Source organism: Pectobacterium hainanensis (assembly GCF_046237015.1).
GTDB lineage: Bacteria > Pseudomonadota > Gammaproteobacteria > Enterobacterales > Enterobacteriaceae > JBJYIN01.
The window spans coordinates 99,399-124,515 of sequence record NZ_JBJYIN010000006.1 but is presented as its reverse complement, the minus strand read 5'-3'; the positions used below and the strand labels follow the sequence as shown (position 1 = coordinate 124,515).

Below are 25,117 nucleotides of genomic sequence, written 5' to 3'. Positions count from 1 at the left end.
ATAGACATATCCCACAACATAGAAAAATAACGTTCGCTCGTTACGAACCTTATTCATCTAACGCTCGAGCCAACAGCGTGATGGGATGCTCACAAGGTTTACTGGTGGACATCTCAATTTGCCACTTACAGGTTTCGCAATCCGTCACCACCACATCCACACCGCTTTCCTCTATCTGACGAAACAATGGCGCACCGATCCCCTGCGCGGTTGTGTAATTTTCCTTTTTAAACCCATAGGTTCCCGCAATTCCACAGCACTGCGAATCCAGAACGATCAGTTCAATACCGGGGATACGTTGCAGCAACGCTAGCGTATAAGCCGTCCATCCCATGCGCTCCAAATGACATGGCGTGTGATAGGCCACACGTAACGAGAGTGGACGTAATGGCAGGGAGCGGCCTTCCTCTTCTAATAACCGATAAAGCCGACGAGTCACCAACTCAATACCTTCGCGAACGCTCGCATTATCAATCCCCAGCAAATGCGGGTATTCATCGCGTAGCGTAAAGGTACAACTGGATGATGTCGCCACAACCGGAATCGATTTGCCGTTGATGCTTTCATCTAACGAACGGATATTCACCCGCGCCTGCTTACGCGCCTGCTCATGGAAGCCATTAGCAATTAACGGCACGCCACAGCACTTCTCTTTGTTTAACAACTGCACGCCAATATCCATGGCGTTAAAGACCCGGATCAGATCTTTTCCTAGCTGCGGATGGTTATAATTGACATAACAACCATGAAAATAAGCAATTTGCTCTTCATAACGCTGCTGTTGCGCCGCCTGCTGATGATACCAGCGGCGAAACGTCCCAAAGGAATACTTCGGCAGTTGACGACGGTGATCGATTTTCAGCGCCTTATCCAATAGCTGACGCACAGGTTTCAAGCTGGTTGCCGTATTGATTAATGGCGCAAACGGCGTCGACACCGTTCCCATAAAATCGGTATGACTCAAAATGGCGTCACGTAATGTCGGTTTATGCTCACTATGATTAGCTTTCGCTCGCTGAATGATGTCACCGATTTTCACATCTGAAGGACACGCGACTTCGCAACGTTTGCAGTTGGTACAATATTTCAGCGCTTCATCGTATAGGGCCGGGTCTTTCCGGCGCAGACGCTCACCATCCGGCCCCGCCTGCTTAGGCCCAGGATACAAAGGGTTTACTCGTGATACCGGGCAGTAAGTGGTACAGACCGTACATTTGATGCAATTCTCAAAACTGTTATCGGTAAGCAGACTCATGGGTTGCTCTCCTTCAGTATCTGGTCAGCGACATACAGTGCACTGAGCATGGATACGCCAGCACCACACCCTTGAACTATCGGATCAAATCCTTCCAATACCGCGCCAATGGCATACAGGTTATCCACCGTTTTCCCGTCAATAGCCGGTCTCAACCTTTCATCCGTCATCACACCAAATTGCATGTAGGGCTGAGCAGCAAAGACCGCTTGCTGGCTCCAGCATTCACGGCGAGTATCGAAACGCACATCCAGACCAAAAATAGGTTCTTTAATCTGATCAAACTCTGCCACCAAACCATTGCTGAAATAGCTGCCACTCGCTAACACCACCTGCGTCGTCCGTAGCGGAATATCGCCATGGTTGTGAGTGTACAGCGATACACCATCAGTTTTCAGATCGGCTCGCACCACACGATCGCCGGGCATGACCATACCGCCCAATTGGCGAAAACGGCGGGAAAGTGACTGATACAGGCGTAGCCCCAGTAGCGATGGTGGCAACGTAGGCAACAGCAACACCGGTTTACCCAGCGCTTGATGGAGTGCCGTCATCAGTTCCGAACTCTCCAGCCCCAGACAAGCTGGCATGATCACCGCGTTATTGCCGCTAGCCAGAGTGGTCAGTTCATCGATTAGCACGCTCAGATTCGCCGGATTATCTAACACCCGGGCAATGTTAACGGAGCGGAACTCACTGGGATTGCGACGTAATGGATCCAAAATAGAGAGTTTCAGGTCGTCGCTACGCGCGGCAATACCCTGTTCTTGTAACGCACCCGCCACAATGCGGGATTGAAAATCGAGAAAACCATCAATGCCAACAACCAGCGGACTTTGCCATCCCAATTCTTCACCATAGCCGCAGGTCACGCTATCGATAGGGCTCAGCCAGCAAGGACGGAATTTACCAAGCGGCGTCATACGTTGATGGTTCTGTTGGTAATCCCCACGCATCACGATACTGGAACGGTTGAGTAGCGCTTCCGCTTCCGGTAACAGGGTCACAATACGCTCAGCGCCGATAAGAGAATAAGGGTGACGGGGTGCCAGACGAGCCAGCTCAGTCAATGCCGTCAAGGGATGACTCACCGCACGACCATCCGGCAGACAAGAGAGCAAATCCAACGCACCAGAAGAGAAATGCAGCGCACTTTGTCCGGCGCTAACGATAGCGCAACGTTTTCCCGCTTCAGATAGCCGGATACCGCAGGTTAATCCTGCCAGCCCGCCGCCAATAATGACTACGTCATACCGCATCGTGTTCCTCCTGGTTATCGTCGGCCGTCAAACCGCACAACCCTTGATATACCCAATTGGTAAATTCACTTTCGCGCAGCGTATTGCCCCAGGCAACGGGGCGAATGCCTTTCCAGCGTTCATTCAAGAACTGACTGAGTTGGTTAATGGATTGCTCCGGCGTTGATTGCCCTAACCGACACAATAAACCGGCGGCACGACACGCACACAGTTCCCCCTGACATGTCCCCATTCCCACGCGGGTACGACGGCGCAAATCAATCAGGTTGTTTACCTGTAGTGATTCCACCGCATAGCGCACTTCACCGGCGGTAACCGCCTCGCATTCACAAACCAGACTGTTATCTAAACGTTCACCGGAAAACAAACGCCCGGCGCGCTCACCATGGCGATAAATAGCAGAGCCACGTAGCGGTGCAGACAGTGTCTTGTCCTTGTCGTGTTTTATCGAGGAGCGTATCGACGGTTGATTTTCTGAGGCGGGTTCAGAACCCGGAAGCGGCCGCTGCGCCGTTGAACAAGCGACCTGGAGGCCCAGCTTTTCACAAATTTTATCCGTGGCCCATTCGGCCATCAGCCGATAAGTCATCAACTTACCGCCGGTAATGGTGAGAAATCCTTCCAACCCATCACGACTGGCATGATCCAGCAGCACAATGCCGCGACTCACACTGCGCCCGGTCGGATCATCATCGCTTGCCACCAACGGACGAACCCCTGCATAGGCACGCAAAATACGCGTCGAAGCCAGTTTCGGCGCGAGCATGCTACCTTCACGGATCAGGATATCGACCTCAGCTGGCGTCACCATCATGTTATCAATTTGGTCATAGTCCACGCGGGTTGACGTTGTACCAATAAGGGAAATGGTGTCGCCCGGCACCAAAATGTCGGCATCGGCTGGCTTACGGCAACGGTTAATTACCATGTTGTTAATGCGATGCCCTAAAATTAGCAACGCGCCTTTGGCCGGGAACATACGAACGCGCAGATCGGCATATTCAGCAATATGTTGCCCCCAAATCCCCGCCGCATTAACGACAATCTGCGCGTAAATTTCTGATTCGACCCTGTTTTTATGGTCGAAAACGCGCACACCAATAATTCTGTCGCCCTGACGGATCAAACCAATCACTTCATGATAGGTCAGGACACTCGCCCCATGCTCACAAGCATCAATCATATTGGCAGTGGTTAACCTGAACGGATCGACGGTCCCATCAGGCACCCGCACTGCGCCAATCATGGTCGGATTAGCAGCAGGTTCCAGTTGTAATGCTTCTTTCGGGTCAATCGCCTGTGCATTGATACCCGCTTGTTGACATGCGGTAATGAACTGGCGTTGCCAGGCAAGGTCATCCTCGGGGAGAGTAAGGAACAATCCATCGGTAGGTTCAATACAATGACGAGCGATGCGGCGGAGGATCGTATTTTCTTCAATACACTCACGCGCGGATTCGCCATCGGTTACGGCATAACGCGCACCGCTATGCAGCAAGCCATGATTGCGCCCGGTCGCCCCGGTCGCAATGTCGTGACGTTCTAATAAGAGGCAATGCAACCCACGTAATGCACAATCACGCGCGATACCCGCCCCCGTCGCACCACCACCAATGATAACAACATCAGTTTCCCGGTGAGCCCTATTCTTTTGCATCATGATCCCACCTTAGACGCTCATTTATGTTGTTATTGGGACACAAAAGATAAGGTTAATGTTTGATAGAGAGCAAAAACGAGCAAAAAACGAAAATAACAGAACCAAATAAAACCATAAACGTGACTTGAGTCACTAAAATAAGGATTATTATTCACTCACTTTTGTTAACATGCTCCCAAAAAATGTTACCACGTCATAAAACCGTAACATTTGGGTTTTGAATCACAGATAACAACATATGTACTCACTACAATCACGTTCGCAATAGAACAATAAATTGTCGTTTTATTTCGCATTGGAGATATCTATGCTGAGCATTTTTAGGCCCGCCGCCCACCAGCCGCGAATAGCGGAAAATAACATTGACCCTGTTTATCGCCGCCTACGCTGGCAGATTTTCATGGGAATATTCTTTGGCTACGCAGCCTACTACCTCGTTCGTAAAAATTTCACACTGGCGATGCCTTACCTGATAGAGCAAGGCTTTTCCCGTGGCGATCTCGGTTTCGCGCTGTCCGGGATCTCTATCGCCTATGGTTTTTCCAAATTCATCATGGGCTCGGTATCCGATCGTTCGAATCCGCGTGTCTTTCTACCCGCAGGATTAATTCTGGCCGCCGCCGTGATGTTATTCATGGGCTTTGTCCCTTGGGCAACATCCAGCATCGCGATCATGTTCGTTCTCTTATTCCTGTGTGGTTGGTTTCAGGGAATGGGATGGCCGCCGTGTGGACGTACGATGGTTCACTGGTGGTCACAAAAAGAACGTGGTGGGATCGTTTCGATTTGGAACTGTGCGCACAACGTAGGGGGTGGACTACCGCCGCTGCTGTTCCTACTGGGTATGGCCTGGTTTAACGATTGGAAAGCCGCGTTATACATGCCGGCATTTGCCGCTATTGTCGTTGCACTGATCGCATTTGCTTTGATGCGTGACACACCACAGTCCTGTGGTTTGCCGCCTATCGAAGAATATAAAAATGACTATCCTGTTGATTATGATGAAAAAGCAGAAGAGGAACTGACTGCCAAGCAAATCTTCATGCAATACGTTTTCCCGAATAAATTGCTGTGGTATATCGCCATTGCCAACGTATTCGTTTACCTGTTGCGCTACGGTATTCTTGATTGGTCACCCACTTATCTCAAAGAGGTGAAGCACTTTGCTCTGGATAAATCATCCTGGGCTTATTTCCTCTACGAATATGCGGGCATTCCCGGTACGCTAATCTGCGGTTGGATGTCAGATAAGGTCTTCAAGGGTAACCGTGGAGCGACGGGTGTCTTCTTCATGATACTGGTCACCATTGCCACCATTGTTTATTGGATGAATCCGGCAGGTAACCCGCACGTCGATATGGCTTGTATGATTATTATCGGCTTCCTGATTTACGGCCCGGTTATGCTAATTGGTCTCCATGCTCTGGAGCTGGCACCGAAAAAAGCAGCGGGAACCGCCGCAGGCTTTACCGGTCTGTTCGGTTATCTTGGCGGCTCCGTTGCCGCTAGCGCCATCGTAGGTTATACCGTCGATTTCTTCGGCTGGGATGGCGGCTTTATGGTGATGATCGGCGGTAGCATACTGGCGGTACTGCTACTGGTCGTCGTTATGTTAAGCGAGAAAAAACATAAAGAAGAGTTAGCCCAACGCGCGTAAGTCGTGAACGTTAACGTCCATCAGACGGCGTCAGCAGACGCCGTCTTTCTCCATATCAGAGATAAATAACCGCTAACAACACGACGACAAATTGGATGTACACAGGCTCGAACGATTTCCCCACCAGGCTCAGTTTTTTCTTTTAAATCCCTTTCCGTTTAAAAACTGACATTCCTTTCAAACTTATCGTTCCGAAAAAAGCCTGTCTCGCTGGTATATTTAATATAGATGGATAGTATTATCATCCTTTGTCATGAGCTGTATCAGCTTGGGGTGGACATATAATTTCTCCCGCCCTACCGCTATCTCATAAAGAATCCCAATGTCACACAGTTGTTTCAGATAAGTGGATGCAGACTGACGTTTTGCAATGCCTTTTTCAACTAGATTAGCTATACGACAATAGGGCTGTTCAAAAATAACTTCAACTAATTCATGGCTGTAGAGCTTCGGTAATGACTCTCGAACATAGGAAGCGGTAATATCGAATAGTGCTCGAACCGCAGCGATCTTGTCTGTTGTCCAGCTTGCTGTTTCCTTTACCGCACCCAACATAAAAATCACCCATGCATCCCAATGACCAGAGACCGTCACATCACGCAGCCGCTCATAATATTCGGATTTATGGGCCACAATAAATCGGCTTAAATAAAGGATTGGCAGCGTCAACAGGTTCTTTTCAATCAGAAATAGAATATTAAGAATTCGCCCCGTTCGACCGTTACCATCAGGGAACGGGTGAATGGCCTCAAACTGGTAATGTGCAATCGCCATCTTCACGAGCGGATCGATATCATCATCCGCATGAATGAAGCTTTCCCAATTCCCGAGTAAATCACGTATAACTCCCTCTCCGACTGGAGGCGTGTAAACAATACGGTTATCACCACTAACCAAAGCCGTCCCAGGAATTTTTCGGATGTCTATATCTGCATTTTTCAATGTGCTACAAATGCTGATTGCAGTAGAGATGCAGAGTGGACGTTGCCCCAAATACTTAAACCCATCATAAAGTGCAGTACGGTAGCGCAATGCTTCTTTTGTTGCAGGATCAGCTTGGCTATCTTCTTGAGAAAACTGAAAAAGTTTATCCGAGGTCGTCACAATATTTTCAATCTCAGACGAATCTTTGGCTTCAAGTAGCGGAATTAAATTAATCAATAAACCTTGATTAGGTAGAAGTTCGCCTGCCTGCTTAAGTTCTGCTAACGCTGCCCGAGCCTTAATACAAGACTTCAGTACAGGTATTGACTCCATCAACTCGCATTGAGGGGGAAGTTTCGGAAGCTGATTAAACGGTTCATGTGGATTCCACGACATAGGCTTAAAAACCTTCTTTTTATCGACACGTTTTTATTTTATGTCGATACCATAAACATATCGCCATAACGTGTCGATAAAAACAGATTATATCGACACGTTTTTGATCGACGTCGACGTGATAAATCGAAGAAGGTCACTGCGCGTTCTCTCTGGAAGAGATTGCCAAGCGCTTATTCATGCACAGGCTCGAACGATTTCCCACCAGGCTCAGTTTTTTCTTTTAAATCCCTTTCCGTTTAAAAACAGGCATCCTTTCAAACTTATTGCCCTGACAAATACATGTCTCGCAGGTAATGTGGTACAGCTGAATCAGCATTCGTGCCGATCACTTCCCGATCCGGCAACATATCTTTCAGGCGTTGATGCGCATTCGCCATAATGCAGCCTTTACCCGCCATTGACAGCATCTCATAGTCATTCATGCCATCACCGAAAGCGATACATTCTTTGAGTGAGAAACCCATGATCTTCGCGACCTGTTCCAGCGCATGGCCTTTGGATACCCCGCCCGCCATCACTTCCAGACAGCTTAACGTCGAAAAACTCACATTCACACGATCGCCCCAGCGCGCATTGATCGCCTCTTCCAGAGGCAAAAGCTGTTCATGAGAATCACAGGTAAAAAAGACTTTGCTGATTCCATCCGTTTCCAATAGCCCCGGTTCGAACAGCTTGTACTTGAACACCGATTCCTGAAAAAAGCGTTCTTCTTCTGGCCGACGGCGGTTCATGTACCAGTCATCATTACGGTAGACGTGCGTTAGCATCGCCGGATTATCGTGCACAACGTGATACAAATCGCGTGCAATATCCTGATCCAGATTGTGACTGAATATCAGCTCTCCTTGCGTATTATGTACACGAGCACCGTTAGACGTGATCATAAACGCGCTAATCCCCAATCCGTCGCGAATTTGCGCCACATCCATATGGTGCCGTCCCGTCGCGAACACAAAATGGATGCCCTTCGCAGTCAGTAATCTGAGCGTTTCTTTCGCATATGGCGATAGGGTATGGTCGGGCGACAACAGAGTGCCATCTAAATCAGAAGCAACGACGTGATACATAACGATGAGATTTAACCTCTGTAGTAGTAGTCGCGGCACGATAGTTATCCTCGCCGCAAAATAAGAGAATACCCTTGTTGTCTTTCAAATTGCAGACACTTTAGCCTGAATCATCTGAAATCTATTGGGCGTAATCGGTAAAGTGGCTCAGAATCAACGCAAAAGCCTGAGCACGGATATCGTCTTTCTCGAACAGGATCTCATGGCGGGCACCTTCAATAACGTTGGGCACGCCTCCCACACAAGGATGACCGGCCCGAGCGAGAGCCTGACAAAAAGCGTCCTGACTACGGTTATCGACCACGCGATCGTCCTGAGCTTGCAGGAGCAAAATTGGCGTCGTGATATTCTCCGCCTGTATCAACAGTTGCTGGCAAGCTATCATCGCTTCCCGAACCCAGTGATAGGTGGGGCCGCCAACACGCAATTCAGGATAATCAGCATAAAATCTCACGCTACGCTGATAACGTTCCCGGCTCTGTGTTAAGACATTCACGCTATAAGGTAAAGGTCGCCATTGCCCGGTGCCTATCGCGTAATAATCACGGATTGACGGATGGCGTTCTGACCAGTCAAGCACACGCCACGCTAACCAATGAGGCATCGGCAGATGAATACCACACATCGGCGCACAAAGCGCGACAGCATCAAATGCCGTCGGCTGACGCGCCAGAAAATGAGCCAGAATCGTCCCGCCCATTGAGTGGGCCAGTGCAAAGCGACGCGTATAATCACGTGGTTCAATTTGCTGTTGCCACAATAGTGCGATGTCATCAACATAATCGTTAAAACGCAACACGTGTCCACGATGACTATCAGGTAATAATCGCCCTGAACGCCCCTGCCCACGGTGATCCATCATCAGCACATCATAGCCATTACGGTAGAGATCGTAAGCGACTTCACTGTATTTTACGGTGCTTTCGATCCGACCAGGAAAGACGACCACGAGATGTCGGTGTTCAGGTGCGGAGAAACGAACAAAGCGAATCGGCACATGATCAACGCCGATAAACTCACCTTCCTCACGCTGCGACCAAAATCTCAACAGTTCACCGGTAGCGAAAGCTGAAAACTGTGCTTCTCGCGTTAACAGGCTATGGTGATACGGCATCATCACATGTCTCCGGCACGGGCCAATACCGCTAACAGAAAGGCTTTTTGAAACACCAATATCGGCGTATTGTGACATAAAAAATCGCATGGAGCGATTTTCAACGTTGCAAGCAATGACCAACACTATTTAGAGAGTATACGTAAATGACCTTAGACTGGTGGCTGACCTATTTACTCACCACAATCATTCTTAGCCTCTTCCCCGGCCCCGGTGCGATTAATACAATGAGCACGGGTATCAGCCATGGTTACCGTGGTGCGATCGCATCCATCTGTGGATTACAGGTCGGTTTGGCGATACATATTGTCCTAGTCGGCATTGGGCTTGGCGCACTGCTTGCCAAATCCATGCTGGCATTTGATATTCTCAAATGGCTGGGTGCCGCTTATCTGATCTGGCTGGGTATTCAGCAATGGCGCGCCGCTGGTGCACTGGATTTGCAAGCCATCGCCAGCGCAATACCGCGCCGCCGACTCTTTAAACGCGCCGTTCTGGTCAATCTGACCAATCCGAAGAGCATCGTTTTTCTCGCCGCACTGTTTCCACAGTTCATCATCCCCCATGAACCGCAAGCCGCACAGTATCTGGTTCTGGGCATTACGACCGTAGCAGTCGATATCGTAGTAATGATTGGCTATGCAACACTGGCGACACGTATTGCTGGTTGGCTAAGAGGTCCACGCCAGATGCGTACATTGAGTCGGCTATTCGGTTCAATGTTTATTTTGATTGGCGCCCTGTTGGCGACGGCCAGAAAAGCCTGACATATTTGACTGCCAGTTTCCTCTTTGCCCCCGCTCCATCGCAGATGGAAAAGTAGGCGTTATCGCATGGCTGGAACGTGTATTCAACCATGCGGTAAGAGGCTAGCTGTCTACTTCTTGTGTTAAAACTGCGAGTATTAAAAACTATGGGTATTAAAAACTGCGGACATTAAAAACCGCAGGCATAGAAATATTAGCGCGAAAAGATCAGATGTAGGCCAAATCCAGTAAACAAAATACCCGCCACGCCATCCACCCATTTTGCCATACGTTGATAGCCACGACGCATTGCAGGTAAGGCGAAGACCAATGCCACCAGGCTGAACCACATAAACGTTTCAATGGTAATCAGTGCGAAAATCCCCCAGCGCTCCACGCTGCCAACGCTGTCGCCGACAAAAAGGGAAAATACGCTACCAAAGTAAATCAGCGCTTTCGGGTTAGCCAGATTCGTCAACAGCCCGCGAATGAATGTCTTACCACGTTGAGGCAACACAACGGCGCTTTCCTGTGTGGTTTCCAACTGTGCTTTACGGCGTGCAGAACGCAGCATCTGCCACCCCATCCAACACAGATACGCTCCACCGCCAAGGGTGATCGCACTATGCAGCCACGCCATTTGCTGAAGCAACAGATGTAAACCAAGTAAAGCCACCGCCGCCCAAACGACGACACCTAACGAAATACCCAGCACCCCCATCATCGCTTCACGGCGAGAGCGGCTTGCCGCCGTTTGAGAGACAAAAAAGAAATCCGGCCCCGGACTCATCAGCGCGATAAAATGCACCAGTGCAACAGTCAGAAACAACATGTTATTTTCCTGTTTTTCAATATGTTAAAAAATACTGTGCAACACGACTACTCATCACCATTATCAACATGATCGCGAATCATGGTCATGAAAGGCGAACCAAAACGTTCCAGCTTGCGGTGACCCACACCGTTAATGTTGAGCAGTTCACCAGCGGTAATCGGCATCAGTTCAGCCATCTCCAGCAAGGTGGCATCGCTGAACACAACATAAGGCGGGATATTCGCTTCATCGGCAATGGACTTACGCAATTTACGCAGTTTGGCAAACAGTTTGCGATCGTAATTGCCACCGTAGGATTTCTGGCTGACACGTGGTTTAAGGTTAATGACTCGCGGCACAGCCAACTGCAAAGGCTGTTCGCCACGTAAAACGGGACGCGCCGATTCCGTCAACTGCAAAGCCGAATGCATCGCAATATTCTGGTTCAGCAAACCAAGATGAATCAATTGGCGCAGTACGCTAACCCAATGTTCTTGCGATTTCTCGCGCCCAAGACCATAAATCGGCAATTTATCATGGCCGTATTCGCGAATACGTTGATTGTTCGCCCCGCGTAACACCTCAACGATATACCCCATCCCAAAGCGTTGCCCTACACGATACACACAGGAAAGCGCTTTTTGCGCATCAACCAAACCGTCGTAGCGTTTGGGCGGATCGAGGCAAATATCACAGTTACCACACGCCTGCTGGCGACCTTCACCAAAATAGTTCAATAAAACCAGACGTCGGCACGTTTGCGCTTCCGCAAACGCCCCCATCGCATTCAGCTTATGGCGCTCAATGTCCAATTGTTGCCCGGCAGGTTTTTCTTCCAGACAACGACGCAGCCAAGCCATATCCGCCGGATCGTAAAAAAGTACCGCCTCAGCAGCCAGCCCATCGCGTCCGGCACGCCCCGTTTCCTGATAGTAAGATTCGATATTACGCGGAATATCAAAATGCACCACAAACCGCACGTTTGGTTTGTTGATGCCCATCCCGAATGCAACTGTCGCCACAACAACCTGTAGGTCATCACGTTGAAAGGCTTCCTGCACCTGAGCCCGACGCTCATTATCCAGTCCGGCATGGTAAGCCGCTACGCTCAACCCACGGCTTTGCAAACGAGCGCTGATATCCTCTACTTTTGCCCGGCTGTTACAGTAAATAATACCGCTCTTGCCGCGCTGGCCCTGAACAAACATCCAAAGCTGATCGAGTGGTTTGAATTTCTCCACCAGCGTATAGCGAATATTGGGCCGATCAAAGCTGCTGACCTGAATGAGCGGCGACTGAAGATCAAGCAACCGGGAAATGTCGCGCCGTGTGGTCTCGTCTGCGGTTGCCGTTAATGCAATAACCGGAAGATGGGGGAAATAGTGTTTAACCTGCCCCAATGCACGATATTCCGGGCGGAAATCATGGCCCCATTGAGAAATACAGTGCGCTTCATCAACGGCAATCAGGGAGGGCTGCCAATGCACCAGATGATCGAGGAAGCTGTCTGTCGTCAGACGTTCCGGCGCAATATAGAGCAGCTTGATTTGCCCGCTACGACATCCCGCCATCACTTCAAGCTGTTGCTCGCGCGTCTGGGTCGAATTCAGGCATGCCGCAGCAACGCCGTAGGCCTGAAGCTGATCGACCTGATCTTTCATAAGAGAGATAAGCGGCGACACAACCAGCGTCAGACCATCCATCACCAACGCAGGTATCTGATAACAGAGTGACTTTCCGCCCCCTGTCGGCATCACAACCAGACAATCCTGACCGCCGATCGTCGCGTTAATGATCGCTTGCTGACCCGGACGGAACTGCTGGTAACCAAACGTCTCCCGCAATACCTGAACCGCAAGCGCTTCCTTATTCAATACTTCCGCCGTAGACACACGTTCCCCAATCCGATAACACCAAACAGGCGCTATTTTCAGCGTCACCCGCTGAAACTGCAATGTTTTAAATGACAACGCCCCATGTTATGCGAGCGCCACTGAGAAATGTCCTGTATCCGCAAGATGGCGCAGATAAAAAACGGTCAGATCGTCACGCAGGTCAGAACATATCGTTCAGCGTGATGCCAACGCCAAAACGTGTCTGCCGATGGTCATAATCAATGAGAGACTCTCCATATCCGCTGAAAACTTTGGTATAAAATCGCACATGCTTCGTTAATGGGTAACTCCACCCCAACTCACCGCCACCATAACCACTATTCCAGTTATAACGACCTTCCGCGCTAAATACGCTATCGCCCCAGACATAACCAATGCGTAAACGGTAATGCCCCATGTATTTCGTGATATCCGGATTATCGTCATTACTGTCTGAAAAACGAAGCCACGGCTTCACATCTACCTGCCAGTTGCCATTTTGCGCCATCAGACGGGCATACGCACGATTCCAGCTACGCGATGTTGGTTCAGAACGGCCATTAGATTGATGATTGAAACCAACCTCAACATCACGTAGCGTCCAGCCAGCAAGCGTATAATCTGTCGCCCATCCCAAAAAAACCTGTGGTTCATAGTTGGTTTCGCGAAAAGGAGAAGACTCGCTTTTATTGGATAACTGCCACCAGGATCGCTGCGTATAGGAAGCACCCAATAAAGAATTGTCACCGAGAATACCGCGCCAAATCGGGAACCCTAGGCTAATCTGAAAATTCACTTCATCCTTACGAGCCTCATTACCCCAGTTGTAGCTCTGTATTGCCGTTTTATTGATATCGCTAGTATAGGTATACAGAAGGTAGTTACTTTCATAAGGATTGAGGACAAACGGACTTTCATGTTCTTGTAACAGACTGGCGATAATGCTGCCGCGCACGGCGGGCTTATCCTGCCCTGACGCAATTTGAGCTTCCTCTGCATGAGCAGACGCCGCCAGTAACGCAACCAACATCCCGACTATCTTGCGCATTCACTTTTTCTCCAAGAGCATTCACGATCGCAGTGCCAAGATTGGCAATCAGTATCAGTTCAAAAATAACATTTTACACGGTTCACCCATGTTTGAGTCGGCGTTAGGTGTTTTCTCAGTTATTTCTGGAAAGAAACAAAATAGCTCCATATATTAAACAATAAATTAACTTTTATATTTTTATCATCGCCTCTTCAGGTAGGAAACCATGTCCAATACACCCTCTACGCAAGGCCGGGTTTCACATCAGGAAACCGTTTTAACTCGCGAAAGCGTTCGCCAACTTGTTGGTGATATCTTCATTTACAAAATGCCCTTTAACGGTGAACTCGGGCTTGAGCTACAAGAATTTGAAGTCGATCACGCGATACTGACATTTGCTCGTCAGGACAAACTGATCGGCAATGTTCTGCAAAAAATTTTGCACGGCGGCGTCATTGCCGCAGGGTTGGATGTTGCCGCAGGTTTGGTTTGCGTCGGCAACACACTGCTGCGACACGAAACTATCAGCGAACAAGAATTTCATCACCGTCTCTCACGAATGGGAACTATCGATATGCGCGTCGATTACCTTCGCCCTGGCCGTGGCGATCATTTCACCATAACGAGTCAACTATTGCGTGGCGGCAACAAAATCGCAGTCGCCCGCGCTGAATTACACAATGAAAAAGGTTTACACCTTGCGAGTGCCACTGCGACCTACATCGTCGGTTAACCGATGGATGAAAACACCACTTATTTTAAGTAGAATAGAGCGTTTCCCGCCTCCGTCATCGAGTCACCCATGAATGCTCAACAAACCCGTAAAGGGATCTTTTTCGCCCTTGGCGCTTATTTTATTTGGGGAATTGCACCGGTTTACTTCAAATTGCTGGCTCATGTTCCACCCAACGAAATACTGACTCACCGTATCATCTGGTCATTTTTCTTTATGCTGATCCTGCTGACTATCAGCCGTAAGTGGCGTCAGGTTCGCTATGCTTGCCGTAACGTCAAACATTTACTGCTACTGGCCCTTACTGCCGTACTGATTGGCGGCAACTGGTTACTCTATATTTGGGCGGTGAATAACAATCATATGCTGGAAGCCAGTCTGGGATACTTCATCAACCCACTCGTTAACGTGATGCTGGGGATGTTGTTTCTGGGAGAACGCTTTCGTCGTCTGCAATGGATCGCCGTCTTATTAGCGGTGGTTGGTGTGCTGGTACAGTTGTGGACATTCGGTTCACTCCCCATCATTGCGCTAGGGCTTGCCTTTAGTTTCGCACTATACGGTTTACTGCGTAAAAAGATCGGGATTGACGGCCAAACGGGTATGTTGATCGAAACATTGTGGCTGTTACCAATGGCGATCATCTACCTGTTCTTTATCGCGGAAAGCCCCAGCAGCCATCTAGAGAACAATGCCTTATCACTGAATTTGCTGTTGATCGCCGCGGGTATCATCACCACGGTACCGTTACTGTTTTTCACGGCAGCCGCGATGCGATTACGCCTCTCAACGTTAGGTTTCTTCCAATACCTCGGGCCGACCATGATGTTCCTGCTAGCCGTGATTTTCTACGGCGAAACCATGGGCAGCGACAAACTGGTGACATTCGCCTTTATCTGGAGTGCATTAGCCCTGTTTATTCTGGATGCGCTGTATACGCAACGTAAGCTACGCCGCCTTTCCGTTACACCGCACCAGATACCACACGACGCGAAATAAAGCGTGATAAAAGCGGGCTAAAGAGCAGGGTCGAAAATAATCTCAGCGTTTGCATCGCAATGACAAATGCCATATCGACCCTGCTGCCTGCCGCGATAATGGCTATCGAATCCAACCCGCCGGGGCTGGTCGCCAGATAGGCCGTCAACATATCCACAGGCAGCATCCGCGTGACGCCCCACGCCATCGCACCGCAGAGCAGCATCAATCCGACGATCGAAACCATCATGTGTGGCAAGGTTCGCAACGCCAGAAAAAATATCGGACGGGTAAAGCAAAGCCCGACGCTCCAGCCAATAAAAGCATAAGCTAGCGCCAACAGCCATTCTGGCGTGACCAGATGTAGAATTCCCGTTGCATGTAGAGATGAGCCAACGATCATCGGCCCTAATAACGCACCGGAGGGGATACGCAATCGCCGCCCCACCCACGCGCTACCAAACGCCACGCCCAGCGTCGCCAGGAAACGCCAGTCCAGCGACGGGAACCAAACCAGCATGGCATTATTTTCAGCGGCAGCATCCCCGAGGCTCAGACGTGCAACGAATGCCGCCGCCGCCGTCACCATCAACACTCGCAGATACTGCATAAAAGCAACCAGCCGCACATCCGCGCCAAATTCAGCCGACATCGCAACCATTGCAGACGCCCCACCGGGAGACGCTCCCCAGGTTCCAGTCGTACCAGGCAGCTCGCTATACTTCACCAGCAACCAGCCGGAAATCCCACTGGCAGCCAACGTCGCCAGTAGAATAAACAACACCAACGGCCATTCACTGACTAACGGGCTAAGAATAGAAAAAGAGAGACTCTGTGCAACCAGACACCCCAGTACTGCATTGCTACCAGCAAAACAGACCGGCGGGATACGGATAGTGGCACCGTTCACCCCCATCACTACACCAACTAACATGGGGCCCAGCAATAAAGCTGCTGGAACATGGTAAACCTGTAGCCCGAATCCCAAAACCAGTGAAACCGACAACAGAATTCCCCATTGCACCAAGGGGGCAACCCTTTTCATCCACACAACCCGTTTTTATCGATAAGACAAGAGGCCTCATTCTAAACAGAATCAGACGGGGAAAAATATGGTTATTATCATAAGGTGATAGAAAAACAGCGAACGAACAACACCACGTCATCCGTTCGTCGCTAACGGCAGATTACAGCCAGTTTTTACGTTTGAAATAAAGATAAGGGGCCAGTCCTGCGAGGATCATCGCCACAATCGCCGCTGGATAACCAAAGCTCCAATGCAGCTCCGGCATAAATTCAAAGTTCATACCATAGCTGGACGCTACCAGCGTCGGCGGCAGGAAGACAACGGACACCACCGAGAAAATTTTGATAATCCGGCTCTGCTCGATGTTGATAAACCCCATCGCGGCCTGCATCAGAAAGTTAACCTTCTGAAATAAGGATTCATTATGTGGCAACAGGGATTCGATATCGCGCAGGATCTCACGTGCCTGCTCCAGTTGACCTGACGGTAAGCGAGCTTTACGCACCAGAAAGTTCAATGCACGCTGGGTATCCATCAAACACAATCGCACCTTCCAACCCACGTCTTCCAGTTCTGCCAATGTGGAAAGTGCTTCGTCATATTCCTCGCCCTGACGCCCTTCCATAATCACGCGGCTGAGTGATTCCAGATCGCTATAGATGTTCTCGATCTCATCGGCCAACTGCTCAATTTTGGTTTCGAATAAATCCAGCAACAGCTCATAGGCATTGCCATCCACCAACGTTTGATTACGCGCCCGCATGCGATACAAACGAAATGCGGGCAGTTCGCGCTCACGCAACGTATACAAACGGCCATCGCGGATAGTAAACGCTACCGTGGCATTACCAGCGTGATCTTCCGCATCTTCAAAAAAGAAGAAGGAGTGAATGTGCAAACCATCTTCGTCTTCGAAAAAACGCGCAGATGCTTCAATGTCTTCCAATTCTGGCCGGGTCGCCAGACTTTGTCCCAGTTCCTTTTGTACTTTCTCACGCTCATCGTCCTCTGGTTCGATTAAATCGACCCAAACAGACGCGGTGAGATCATCGGAGTCATCCAATTCCAGACGAGATAAACGGCAATTATCCAGTTTAAATGCGCTCAGCATAGGCCATAGCTCCCTTGCAGTAACAGAGATGGACAACGCGATTGAAGCACAGAAACAAAGGTGAGCATGTCACCGGCAGGTTTCAGTCCGTTCGACGGAACTGACTCGTAGCGACATGAATAACATCGCTGACAACCACGAAGGCTATCAGCAAAACAACGGAGATAGCCTTAGAAGTTGTACCTAATGAGCAGGTTATTGAGCCAGTATCGACTGGGTGTGTCCAAGGCGTAGGTCCTCCGGGAATAATGATGCGCGCATGTTACGCCGAGATGAAAAAGACTTCAACTTTAAAACCAAGGCTGAAATACGCTCCCTCTGTCAAGATAGTTGCCCCTCTCAGTGGACTTAGGCTGCTTATTTTTCCCGCTCCGTTCAGCCGGAATGCCTGTTCACCCCACATACGCCTCCGTCTGCACTTGATTTAAATTCGAAATACTCACCCATAAAGGTAATCACTTCTGACAAATTAAAATTCCTGATGTTTTTATCGTCTATGCATTTCCACCAGTATGACAAGGCTAGCTTTCTATCTTCATCCGTTATTAATCCGCCTACATATTTTTTCGTTATTCTAATGGGATTATTATCCCCATCGAAATCTATATTCAACAAATCAGTCACTTCAATTAAAAAATTCAGATACAATCTAACCGATAAGGTTTTATCATCTGGCCATCTAATCAAACCAATGCTTATATACCCGTCATACTTCAAGTTGCCTGTGCGTTGGCTGCGTTCAGTCACCCGAATCACTTACTCAAGTAAGCTCATCGGGATTCCTTCGCTTGCCGCCTTCCTGAAACTTGAATTATTTTGGGTATAGTCACCTAACAATAACTCCAAAATATTTAAGTGTATCGTTACAAGATATAATACACTACTTTTGCTGTATGATGTCCAGCCCCTAAAGGCGCTATCTGGAAGAATCGGGGTTCATGACTAGGGTACCCATCACTGTTACCGTGGAGCGGGGAAGGATAGTGATTGAGACCAGGATTAACCTCTGAGCATTGAACTAAAAAACTGGTAAAAATAGCCGAAAAGATCGTGGGTTCGCTCCCTGCTTATTATTTTATAACCGAATAGATTCTTTTATTTCGTTTTTGTTCTCTTTTGATGGAGAGAAGGATAAATATATTTTATTGTCAATTTTTTTAAATCCCACAGAATAATTCCCTGGAGAAAGATTTATAAAACGACCCGATACACTGTTTATGTCATCTGGTTCTAAATCACCACCGGTAGTATCCTCACCCGCGCCAATAAATATATTTCCGGAAGGGGAACTTATGTATGCAGAGCCATTATAACCGTTTAAAGATTCAACAACATTTATAGAATATTCGCCATCACTACCTAAATTTAAAAAAATAGCATTCCCATTATTGATCTCATCTATTTCATCATCTTCGATACTCCACCAATCTGGAGTATCAGTGATGCGATGTTTAAGTGATTGTAAATCAAATATAACCACTGTAGCTGTATCAGTGAAAATCTTGAAGCTAATATTCATTTCATGCCTCAATCAAATATTATCGCACTTATTTTATCGCAAGGTTGAAAAACAGTGCAGGGCTTTTAGTCAACGCGCTTGCGTCAACATGACCGACTTTCATATCACCTCATCTTACCAGAGATGGGGAATGGTGGGCTTTGGCTCCAAAGCTATGAGTGACATGACGGAAATGGCGCTACACACATGCGTTATACCGTCCCCAGAAAACCCACCATCCGTAGCAGATAACCGCCATCAACCCCAAAGAATAAGCGACGGCTTTGAAATAATCTCTTAAGAAAAAATCACGGATGAAGACAATCACGAGAGGCATACCGAAAATCACCATTAATACCGGCCCGGTGATATCTTTCATATTGTCTTCCAGAGGCAACTCACACACCGTTCCCCCCGCCGGCTCTAGCATCCAGTCATATTCTCCAATACTAAAGATATTCATAAAGAAACACGTCATAAGGAAATAACCGATGACGGATAATCCCTCAACTAACCTGTTTTGAGCCGCTTTCATCCGTGACCATCCATCTTTATATCTATACGGTCTCCAATCTGGCATAGGCGGCGACCAGCCACTTAATCCCCTGCCCCTGAAAAGCGACCTGAAGACGACAGTGATCGCCACTGCCCTCCAGATTCACGATCGTCCCTTCACCGAACTTACTGTGCCGCACACGCTGCCCTAGCGTATAGCCGCTGTCGTTCTGATTAACTGGCGTGCCAAGCCGCTGGTGATTTACCGGTCGTGCGACGCTGGCCCGCAAACGCACTTCTTCAATGCATTCTGCAGGCAATTCGCCCACAAAGCGAGAAGGACGATGATAAGCCTCTTTACCATATAAACGACGGGATTCCGCATAGGTCAGCGTGAGCTTTTGCATTGCCCGGGTGACCCCCACATAAGCCAGCCGACGCTCTTCTTCCAGCCTGCCGCCCTCGTCAAGCGACATCTGGCTAGGGAACATGCCTTCTTCCATTCCGACGATAAAGACCTGAGGAAACTCCAGACCTTTCGCCGAGTGTAGCGTCATCAACTGCACCGCATCCTGATTGGCGTCAGCCTGACCTTCACCCGCTTCCAGCGCCGCATGCGATAAGAAGGCTTGTAATGGCATCAAATCCTGATCTTCTTCCTGATAGCTAAACTGACGCGTTGCAGTAACTAACTCTTCCAGGTTTTCTACTCGCGCTTGCCCTTTTTCGCCCTTTTCCTGCTCATACATTCCCCACAAACCGGAATCCTTAATTGCCCGGTCTGTCTGTACATGTAAAGGCAGTTCAGACGTTTCATAAGCTAACGCATCAACCAGCTCAACAAAGCGTTGTAACGATGCGGCGGCACGGCCTGCCAGCACCTTGTCCTGTAATAACAACCGTGTGGATTGCCAAAGGGTGAGTTGTCTGTCACGAGCCGTTTGACGCACCACATCCAGCGTTCTGTCGCCAATGCCGCGCGTCGGCGTATTCACCACTCGCTCAAATGCCGCATCATCATTACGGTTAGCGATCAGACGAAGATAGGCCAGCGCATCTTTGATTTCCTGGCGTTCAAAAAAGCGCATTCCGCCGTATATGCGGTAAGGCATATTTTGCTGTAACAGCGCCTCTTCCAACACGCGTGACTGGGCGTTACTACGGTATAAGATCGCGCTGTCGCTCAGAGAACCGCCATTTTCCTGCCAGGCCTTAATTCTATTGACAACGAACCGGGCTTCATCCAACTCATTGAACGCGCAATAAAGCGAAATTGGCTCGCCTTCAACACCGTCCGTCCATAAATTTTTCCCCAGTCTCCCACCGTTGTGTTCGATCAGCGTGTTAGCCGCTTTGAGGATATTGCTGGTTGAACGGTAATTCTGTTCCAGTCGGATCGTCTCTGCACCGCTGAAATCCTTCAGGAATAGCTGAATGTTCTCAACCTGCGCGCCACGCCAGCCATAAATAGACTGATCGTCATCACCCACGATCATGACTTTGGCACTCTCGCCAGCCAGCATTCGAATCCACGCGTATTGAATGCGGTTCGTGTCCTGAAACTCATCCACCAGAATGTTGGTAAATCGCTCACGGTAGTGGTTCAAAACATGTGGCTTGTTCAGCCATAGCTCATGCGCACGCAGCAGTAATTCAGCAAAATCTACTAGCCCGGCGCGATCGCAAGCTTCCTGATAGGCCTGATAGACCCGCTGCCAGGTTTGCTCTACAGGATTACCATAGCTTTCAATATGTTGAGGCCGTAACCCTTCATCTTTCTTCCCGTTGATGTACCACATCGCCTGACGCGGCGGCCACTGCTTTTCGTCCAGATTCAACGCTTTAATCAGACGCTTGAGCAATCGGAGCTGATCGTCGCTGTCCAAAATCTGGAAATCCTGCGGTAACCCCGCATCCATGTGGTGCGCCCGTAACAGGCGGTGAGCCAAACCGTGAAAAGTCCCGATCCACATGCCGCCCTGACTGGTACCAATCAGTTGGTTGATGCGATGACGCATTTCCGCGGCCGCTTTATTGGTAAACGTCACCGCCATGATGGAATAAGGGGAACAATTCTCAACGGATAGCAGCCAGGCAATGCGATGCACCAATACGCGGGTTTTACCACTGCCAGCACCGGCCAACACCAATAAATTACTGCGCGGTGCGGCTACCGCATCACGTTGTTTGTCGTTGAGGCCATCAAGCAGTTCAGAAACGTCCATAGATACCGGTTATCCGTTGACGGGAAACCGTGCCATCACAAAGAAGACACCTTCCCACTGGTTATTTATACAGATGAGTAGAACGATTATAGCAACGCTGTCAGCGATGCCAACCGTGAAATTTCGATATGGGGCAGCAGCCGGGCATCATCACTTTGCATAAGATTCCCTTCCCGCAAATTGATCCAACATGCCTTCATGCCGCAACGCACTGCGCCGCCGACGTCCGTAGTAAGATCATCCCCTACATGCAGAATCTGCGCCAAAGGGAGATCGAATTTTGCCGATGCAAGATGATACATATCATCAAACGGCTTTGAACGCCCATCCGGGCCTGCGCGGAGAATAAAGCTGAAATACTTCTCCAATCCAAACAGACGAGGTTCCGCATTCCCGTTGGTGATCGCTGCCAGAGGAAAACGCGCGGCTAACGCGGTTAACGTGAGATGAGTTTCCTCCGTCACATGGATTTGGCTGCGCCAATGCGCAAAATTCGCCATCGCCGCTTTCGCGCCTTCCAACGCTTCATCAGCCTGCAAACCAACGTTTCGCATCATCAATTCAACGGTACGGCGTCGCCATTCCGTGACATCGTGATAAATCTCTGGTTCCTGCGAACGTAGTTCATTGCGCAAACGCTGAAAATCACTCACCTGCACATCACATAACGCCGGATGATACTGCTGTAAAAAATTCACCGACTCCCGTTCTGTTCGTCGAATCACGTCATGATTGTCATACAGCGTGTCGTCTAAATCGAACGTAATCGCACGGATTTTCCCCAGTGGCCGGTAAAAATGCATCAGGTTTTTCCTCGTTTGGCGCGTGGATGCGCGGCATCATACACCGACGCTAAATGCTGAAAGTCCAAATGGGTGTAAATCTGGGTTGTCGAAAGATTTGCATGCCCAAGCAACTCCTGTACCGCACGTAAATCGCTGCTGGACTCCAACATATGAGTGGCGAAAGAGTGCCGTAATTTATGTGGGTGGACATGACTGTTAAGGCCTTGTTTTATGCCCCACTCCGCAAAACGCTTCTGCACGTTGCGCATGGAAATGCGTCGTCCCTGATTAGAAATGAAAATAGCGTCATCCTCTGGGCCAAACAACTCGCGCTGCGCCAGCCAGTGTTCGAGCCAGATGACAGCAGTTTTCCCCATCGGTAGCCGACGCTCTTTACTTCCTTTTCCGATCACCCACACTTCACCCGTATCCAGATTAATATGCTGGCAATCCATACCAACCAATTCGGCCAAACGTAGCCCAGCACCGTACATGACTTCCATCATGGCGCGATCGCGCACCGCCAGCGGATCGTTCAGATCGATATCCAGCAAGCGATTCATTTCATCAACGTCCATATTCTTAGGCAAATGACGCCCCGCCCGTGGCGTGGAAACGCCTTTAGCCGGATTCGCACTCAGCTCGCCACACGAGACCATCCAATCGAGGAAACTACGCAACGCCGATAGCCTCAACGCCAGACTGGACGCATGCAACCCCTCTCGTTTACTGCGAGCCACCACCGAGCGAACACCCGCAGCATCCAGCGTTTTCCAATCCGTGACGCCAATAGCCGATATCATCGAAATCGTGGCAGACAACTGGCGGGCATAGCTGGTCTGCGTCAACGGGCTTAGCTGACGTTCCACTTTCAGATAACGCAGGAAATCATCCACGCGGAGCTGCAAAGGCGTATCGGGCGAACCTGACTGACTCATACCCGTTCGACCCAGCGTTCCAGCATCGCTGGCAGCATGGTCGCCAACTGCTGCAATAACACCGTTCCCATCCCATCCTGATAGTGATGCGTATCGCGACTGCTGAAAATCAGTAGTCCCAAATCATGACGTTCACCCATGAGCGATAACGCGACCGATCCTACCTGCTTGGCCTGCGGCAACAGCATCAGTAGTTCAGGCCCGTTCAGGCTGCCCAGATAATGATTGGATTGACCAAACCGTTGGATTCGCAAAGGTTCGAACAGCGTCCGATTCAAAGCAAGATGAGTAAAATCAGAAGGCGCGCCAATACGCCATTTATCACTGAACAGCCGAACGGATGCCCCCGCCAACCCTAGCTTACGCGCCCAGCGTTGAAGCCGATCAAGCATATCCAATAGGCTATCCGCAGCGGCCAACTCCGTTTGCAAACTGAGCAACCGTTTAAAGAGCACCTCGTTTGCACCAGCCTGTTCCATTAACAACGTAATTTCTTCTTCAAGCTGGGTAATATGGTTTCGTTGTCGGGCAAGTTGCCACTCGACCAACGACACGGTTCCTCGAACCGGGTGCGGGACACGCATTTGCTCGACAGGTCGGGCATTACGGATAAAAAAATCCGGATTCTGTTGCAGGAACTGCAAAACCATCTCGTCACTGAGTGCGATTTGGCGCTCTGCCTGCTCCTCGACATTCTTCATAAATGAATAAATCCATCGTAAACATGCGTTGCTGGGCCAGTCATAAACAGCGGGTGCCCCGGCCCATCCCAGTGAATATCCAGATCGCCGCCGGGCAGCGATACACGAACCTGTGCAGAGAGCAGATTTTGCTGTATCCCCACCGCCACTGCAGCGCATGCACCGCTACCACAAGCCTGTGTTTCGCCTGCGCCACGCTCATACACGCGTAAACGGACCGTATCGCGATCGACTACCTGCATGAATCCGATATTAGCACGTTCTGGAAAACGCTCATGACTTTCCAGCAAAGGCCCGATCCCTTCCACGTTCGCCGTATCGACATCATCAACCTGAATCACGCAGTGAGGATTCCCCATGGACACTACACCACACAGTATGGTGTGTTCTCCTGCACGCATGATGTAGGTTTTCTCCGCTTTTACTGCCCGAAACGGAACCTGCTGCGGTTCAAAATTAGGCTCACCCATATTGACGCGAACCAATTCATCATCAGTAACGGAGAGAATCATACGTCCCGTTTGGGTACTCACGGCAATATCACGCTTGTTGGTCAGCCCTTTCAGACGAACAAAACGAGCAAAACAGCGAGCGCCATTGCCACATTGCGCCACTTCACTGCCGTCAGCATTGAAAATGCGGTAGTGGAAATCCAATTCGGGATCGTAAGGCGGTTCAACCACCAAAAGCTGATCAAACCCAACACCGCAATGCCGATCTGCCAAACGCCGGATCAACTCGGGGGAAAAATAAACATTCTGCGTGACAGCATCAACAACCATAAAATCGTTGCCTAAGCCGTGCATTTTAGCGAACTGCATGATCCT

General features: G+C 49.5%; 24 protein-coding genes. 5 read left to right on the top strand and 19 right to left on the bottom strand.

From position 1 onward, the window contains the following. Positions 1 to 49: 49 nt before the first annotated feature. From glpC to glpA, 3 genes are read right to left on the bottom strand one after another with little or no spacing between them, the layout of a single operon-like run. The gene (gene glpC, locus ACKPVM_RS08005; RefSeq protein ID WP_409308430.1) at positions 50 to 1,255 is read right to left on the bottom strand and encodes an anaerobic glycerol-3-phosphate dehydrogenase subunit GlpC; all 1,206 of its coding nucleotides are present in this window, start codon (positions 1,253 to 1,255) and stop codon (positions 50 to 52) included. Beyond that, the gene (gene glpB / locus ACKPVM_RS08000) at positions 1,252 to 2,514 is read right to left on the bottom strand and encodes a glycerol-3-phosphate dehydrogenase subunit GlpB (protein WP_409308428.1); all 1,263 of its coding nucleotides are present in this window, start codon (positions 2,512 to 2,514) and stop codon (positions 1,252 to 1,254) included. Before glpB ends, glpC begins: the two co-directional genes overlap by 4 nt. Next, positions 2,504 to 4,171, bottom strand: a complete 1,668-nt coding sequence (gene glpA, locus ACKPVM_RS07995; protein WP_409308654.1) for an anaerobic glycerol-3-phosphate dehydrogenase subunit A — start codon at positions 4,169 to 4,171, stop codon at positions 2,504 to 2,506. The genes glpB and glpA overlap by 11 nt, the downstream gene beginning before the upstream one ends. 310 nt (positions 4,172 to 4,481) lie before the next feature. Here glpA and glpT point away from each other — a divergent pair, with 310 nt between their 5' ends. Beyond that, positions 4,482 to 5,831, top strand: a complete 1,350-nt coding sequence (gene glpT, locus ACKPVM_RS07990; protein ID WP_409308426.1) for a glycerol-3-phosphate transporter — start codon at positions 4,482 to 4,484, stop codon at positions 5,829 to 5,831. Between the two features lie 219 nt (positions 5,832 to 6,050). On the opposite strand, the gene fic is transcribed toward glpT, so the two are convergent. From fic to pldB, 3 genes are all read right to left on the bottom strand, one after another. Beyond that, positions 6,051 to 7,151, bottom strand: a complete 1,101-nt coding sequence (gene fic, locus ACKPVM_RS07985) for a protein adenylyltransferase Fic (RefSeq protein WP_409308424.1) — start codon at positions 7,149 to 7,151, stop codon at positions 6,051 to 6,053. 263 nt (positions 7,152 to 7,414) lie between these two features. Then, on the bottom strand, positions 7,415 to 8,221 hold the full coding sequence (gene yigL / locus ACKPVM_RS07980; RefSeq protein ID WP_409308653.1) for a sugar/pyridoxal phosphate phosphatase YigL: 807 nt from the start codon (positions 8,219 to 8,221) through the stop codon (positions 7,415 to 7,417). A 121-nt stretch (positions 8,222 to 8,342) separates the two neighbouring features. Then, the gene (pldB, locus tag ACKPVM_RS07975; RefSeq protein WP_409308423.1) at positions 8,343 to 9,338 is read right to left on the bottom strand and encodes a lysophospholipase L2; all 996 of its coding nucleotides are present in this window, start codon (positions 9,336 to 9,338) and stop codon (positions 8,343 to 8,345) included. A 143-nt stretch (positions 9,339 to 9,481) separates the two neighbouring features. Here pldB and rhtB point away from each other — a divergent pair, with 143 nt between their 5' ends. Next, on the top strand, positions 9,482 to 10,102 hold the full coding sequence (gene rhtB, locus ACKPVM_RS07970; RefSeq protein WP_409308421.1) for a homoserine/homoserine lactone efflux protein: 621 nt from the start codon (positions 9,482 to 9,484) through the stop codon (positions 10,100 to 10,102). Positions 10,103 to 10,295: 193 nt separating this feature from the next. On the opposite strand, the gene rhtC is transcribed toward rhtB, so the two are convergent. The 3 genes from rhtC to pldA all read right to left on the bottom strand — a co-directional run bounded on the left by rhtC (position 10,296) and on the right by pldA (position 13,817). Then, positions 10,296 to 10,913: a threonine export protein RhtC gene (rhtC, locus tag ACKPVM_RS07965; protein ID WP_409308419.1), complete on the bottom strand. Its 618-nt coding sequence runs from the start codon at positions 10,911 to 10,913 to the stop codon at positions 10,296 to 10,298. Positions 10,914 to 10,960: 47 nt separating this feature from the next. Continuing rightward, complete coding sequence (recQ, locus tag ACKPVM_RS07960; RefSeq protein WP_409308652.1) at positions 10,961 to 12,787, bottom strand: ATP-dependent DNA helicase RecQ; 1,827 nt, start codon at positions 12,785 to 12,787, stop codon at positions 10,961 to 10,963. A gap of 163 nt (positions 12,788 to 12,950) precedes the next feature. Next, complete coding sequence (gene pldA / locus ACKPVM_RS07955) at positions 12,951 to 13,817, bottom strand: phospholipase A (RefSeq protein ID WP_409308418.1); 867 nt, start codon at positions 13,815 to 13,817, stop codon at positions 12,951 to 12,953. 208 nt (positions 13,818 to 14,025) lie between these two features. Between pldA and ACKPVM_RS07950 the strand changes: the two genes are divergently transcribed. Both ACKPVM_RS07950 and rarD read left to right on the top strand, forming a co-directional pair. Beyond that, positions 14,026 to 14,532, top strand: a complete 507-nt coding sequence (locus tag ACKPVM_RS07950) for a thioesterase family protein (RefSeq protein ID WP_409308417.1) — start codon at positions 14,026 to 14,028, stop codon at positions 14,530 to 14,532. A 69-nt stretch (positions 14,533 to 14,601) separates the two neighbouring features. Then, on the top strand, positions 14,602 to 15,531 hold the full coding sequence (gene rarD, locus ACKPVM_RS07945; protein WP_409308415.1) for an EamA family transporter RarD: 930 nt from the start codon (positions 14,602 to 14,604) through the stop codon (positions 15,529 to 15,531). Here rarD and ACKPVM_RS07940 read toward each other — a convergent pair. The 3 genes from ACKPVM_RS07940 to ACKPVM_RS07930 form a co-directional block, all read right to left on the bottom strand. Continuing rightward, on the bottom strand, positions 15,497 to 16,555 hold the full coding sequence (locus tag ACKPVM_RS07940; protein ID WP_409308413.1) for an AbrB family transcriptional regulator: 1,059 nt from the start codon (positions 16,553 to 16,555) through the stop codon (positions 15,497 to 15,499). The genes rarD and ACKPVM_RS07940 overlap by 35 nt on opposite strands. A 142-nt stretch (positions 16,556 to 16,697) precedes the next feature. Continuing rightward, a complete protein-coding gene (gene corA / locus ACKPVM_RS07935) occupies positions 16,698 to 17,648 on the bottom strand; it encodes a magnesium/cobalt transporter CorA (protein WP_409308412.1) in 951 nt (316 codons plus the stop codon). Between the two features lie 375 nt (positions 17,649 to 18,023). Beyond that, on the bottom strand, positions 18,024 to 18,395 hold the full coding sequence (locus tag ACKPVM_RS07930; protein ID WP_409308410.1) for a hypothetical protein: 372 nt from the start codon (positions 18,393 to 18,395) through the stop codon (positions 18,024 to 18,026). A gap of 173 nt (positions 18,396 to 18,568) precedes the next feature. On the opposite strand from ACKPVM_RS07930, the gene ACKPVM_RS07925 reads away from it, so the two are divergent. After that, a complete protein-coding gene (locus ACKPVM_RS07925; protein ID WP_409308651.1) occupies positions 18,569 to 18,658 on the top strand; it encodes a SymE family type I addiction module toxin in 90 nt (29 codons plus the stop codon). Between the two features lie 65 nt (positions 18,659 to 18,723). On the opposite strand, the gene ACKPVM_RS07920 is transcribed toward ACKPVM_RS07925, so the two are convergent. The 7 genes from ACKPVM_RS07920 to dapF form a co-directional block, all read right to left on the bottom strand. Next, positions 18,724 to 19,167, bottom strand: coding sequence for a DUF6386 family protein (locus ACKPVM_RS07920; protein WP_409308408.1), 444 nt, complete (start codon positions 19,165 to 19,167; stop codon positions 18,724 to 18,726). A gap of 178 nt (positions 19,168 to 19,345) precedes the next feature. Beyond that, the gene (locus tag ACKPVM_RS07915) at positions 19,346 to 19,681 is read right to left on the bottom strand and encodes a DUF2645 family protein (RefSeq protein WP_409308407.1); all 336 of its coding nucleotides are present in this window, start codon (positions 19,679 to 19,681) and stop codon (positions 19,346 to 19,348) included. A 22-nt stretch (positions 19,682 to 19,703) separates the two neighbouring features. Continuing rightward, positions 19,704 to 21,866, bottom strand: a complete 2,163-nt coding sequence (uvrD, locus tag ACKPVM_RS07910; protein ID WP_409308405.1) for a DNA helicase II — start codon at positions 21,864 to 21,866, stop codon at positions 19,704 to 19,706. Positions 21,867 to 21,952: 86 nt separating this feature from the next. Continuing rightward, positions 21,953 to 22,669, bottom strand: a complete 717-nt coding sequence (gene yigB, locus ACKPVM_RS07905; protein ID WP_409308404.1) for a 5-amino-6-(5-phospho-D-ribitylamino)uracil phosphatase YigB — start codon at positions 22,667 to 22,669, stop codon at positions 21,953 to 21,955. After that, positions 22,669 to 23,589 (bottom strand): tyrosine recombinase XerC, encoded by a 921-nt coding sequence (gene xerC / locus ACKPVM_RS07900; RefSeq protein ID WP_409308402.1) that lies wholly within the window; start codon positions 23,587 to 23,589, stop codon positions 22,669 to 22,671. The genes yigB and xerC overlap by 1 nt, the downstream gene beginning before the upstream one ends. Further along, positions 23,586 to 24,290, bottom strand: a complete 705-nt coding sequence (locus tag ACKPVM_RS07895) for a DUF484 domain-containing protein (protein ID WP_409308401.1) — start codon at positions 24,288 to 24,290, stop codon at positions 23,586 to 23,588. The genes xerC and ACKPVM_RS07895 overlap by 4 nt, the downstream gene beginning before the upstream one ends. Further along, a complete protein-coding gene (gene dapF / locus ACKPVM_RS07890; RefSeq protein WP_409308400.1) occupies positions 24,287 to 25,111 on the bottom strand; it encodes a diaminopimelate epimerase in 825 nt (274 codons plus the stop codon). The genes ACKPVM_RS07895 and dapF overlap by 4 nt, the downstream gene beginning before the upstream one ends. Between the last annotated feature and the right edge of the window lie 6 nt (positions 25,112 to 25,117).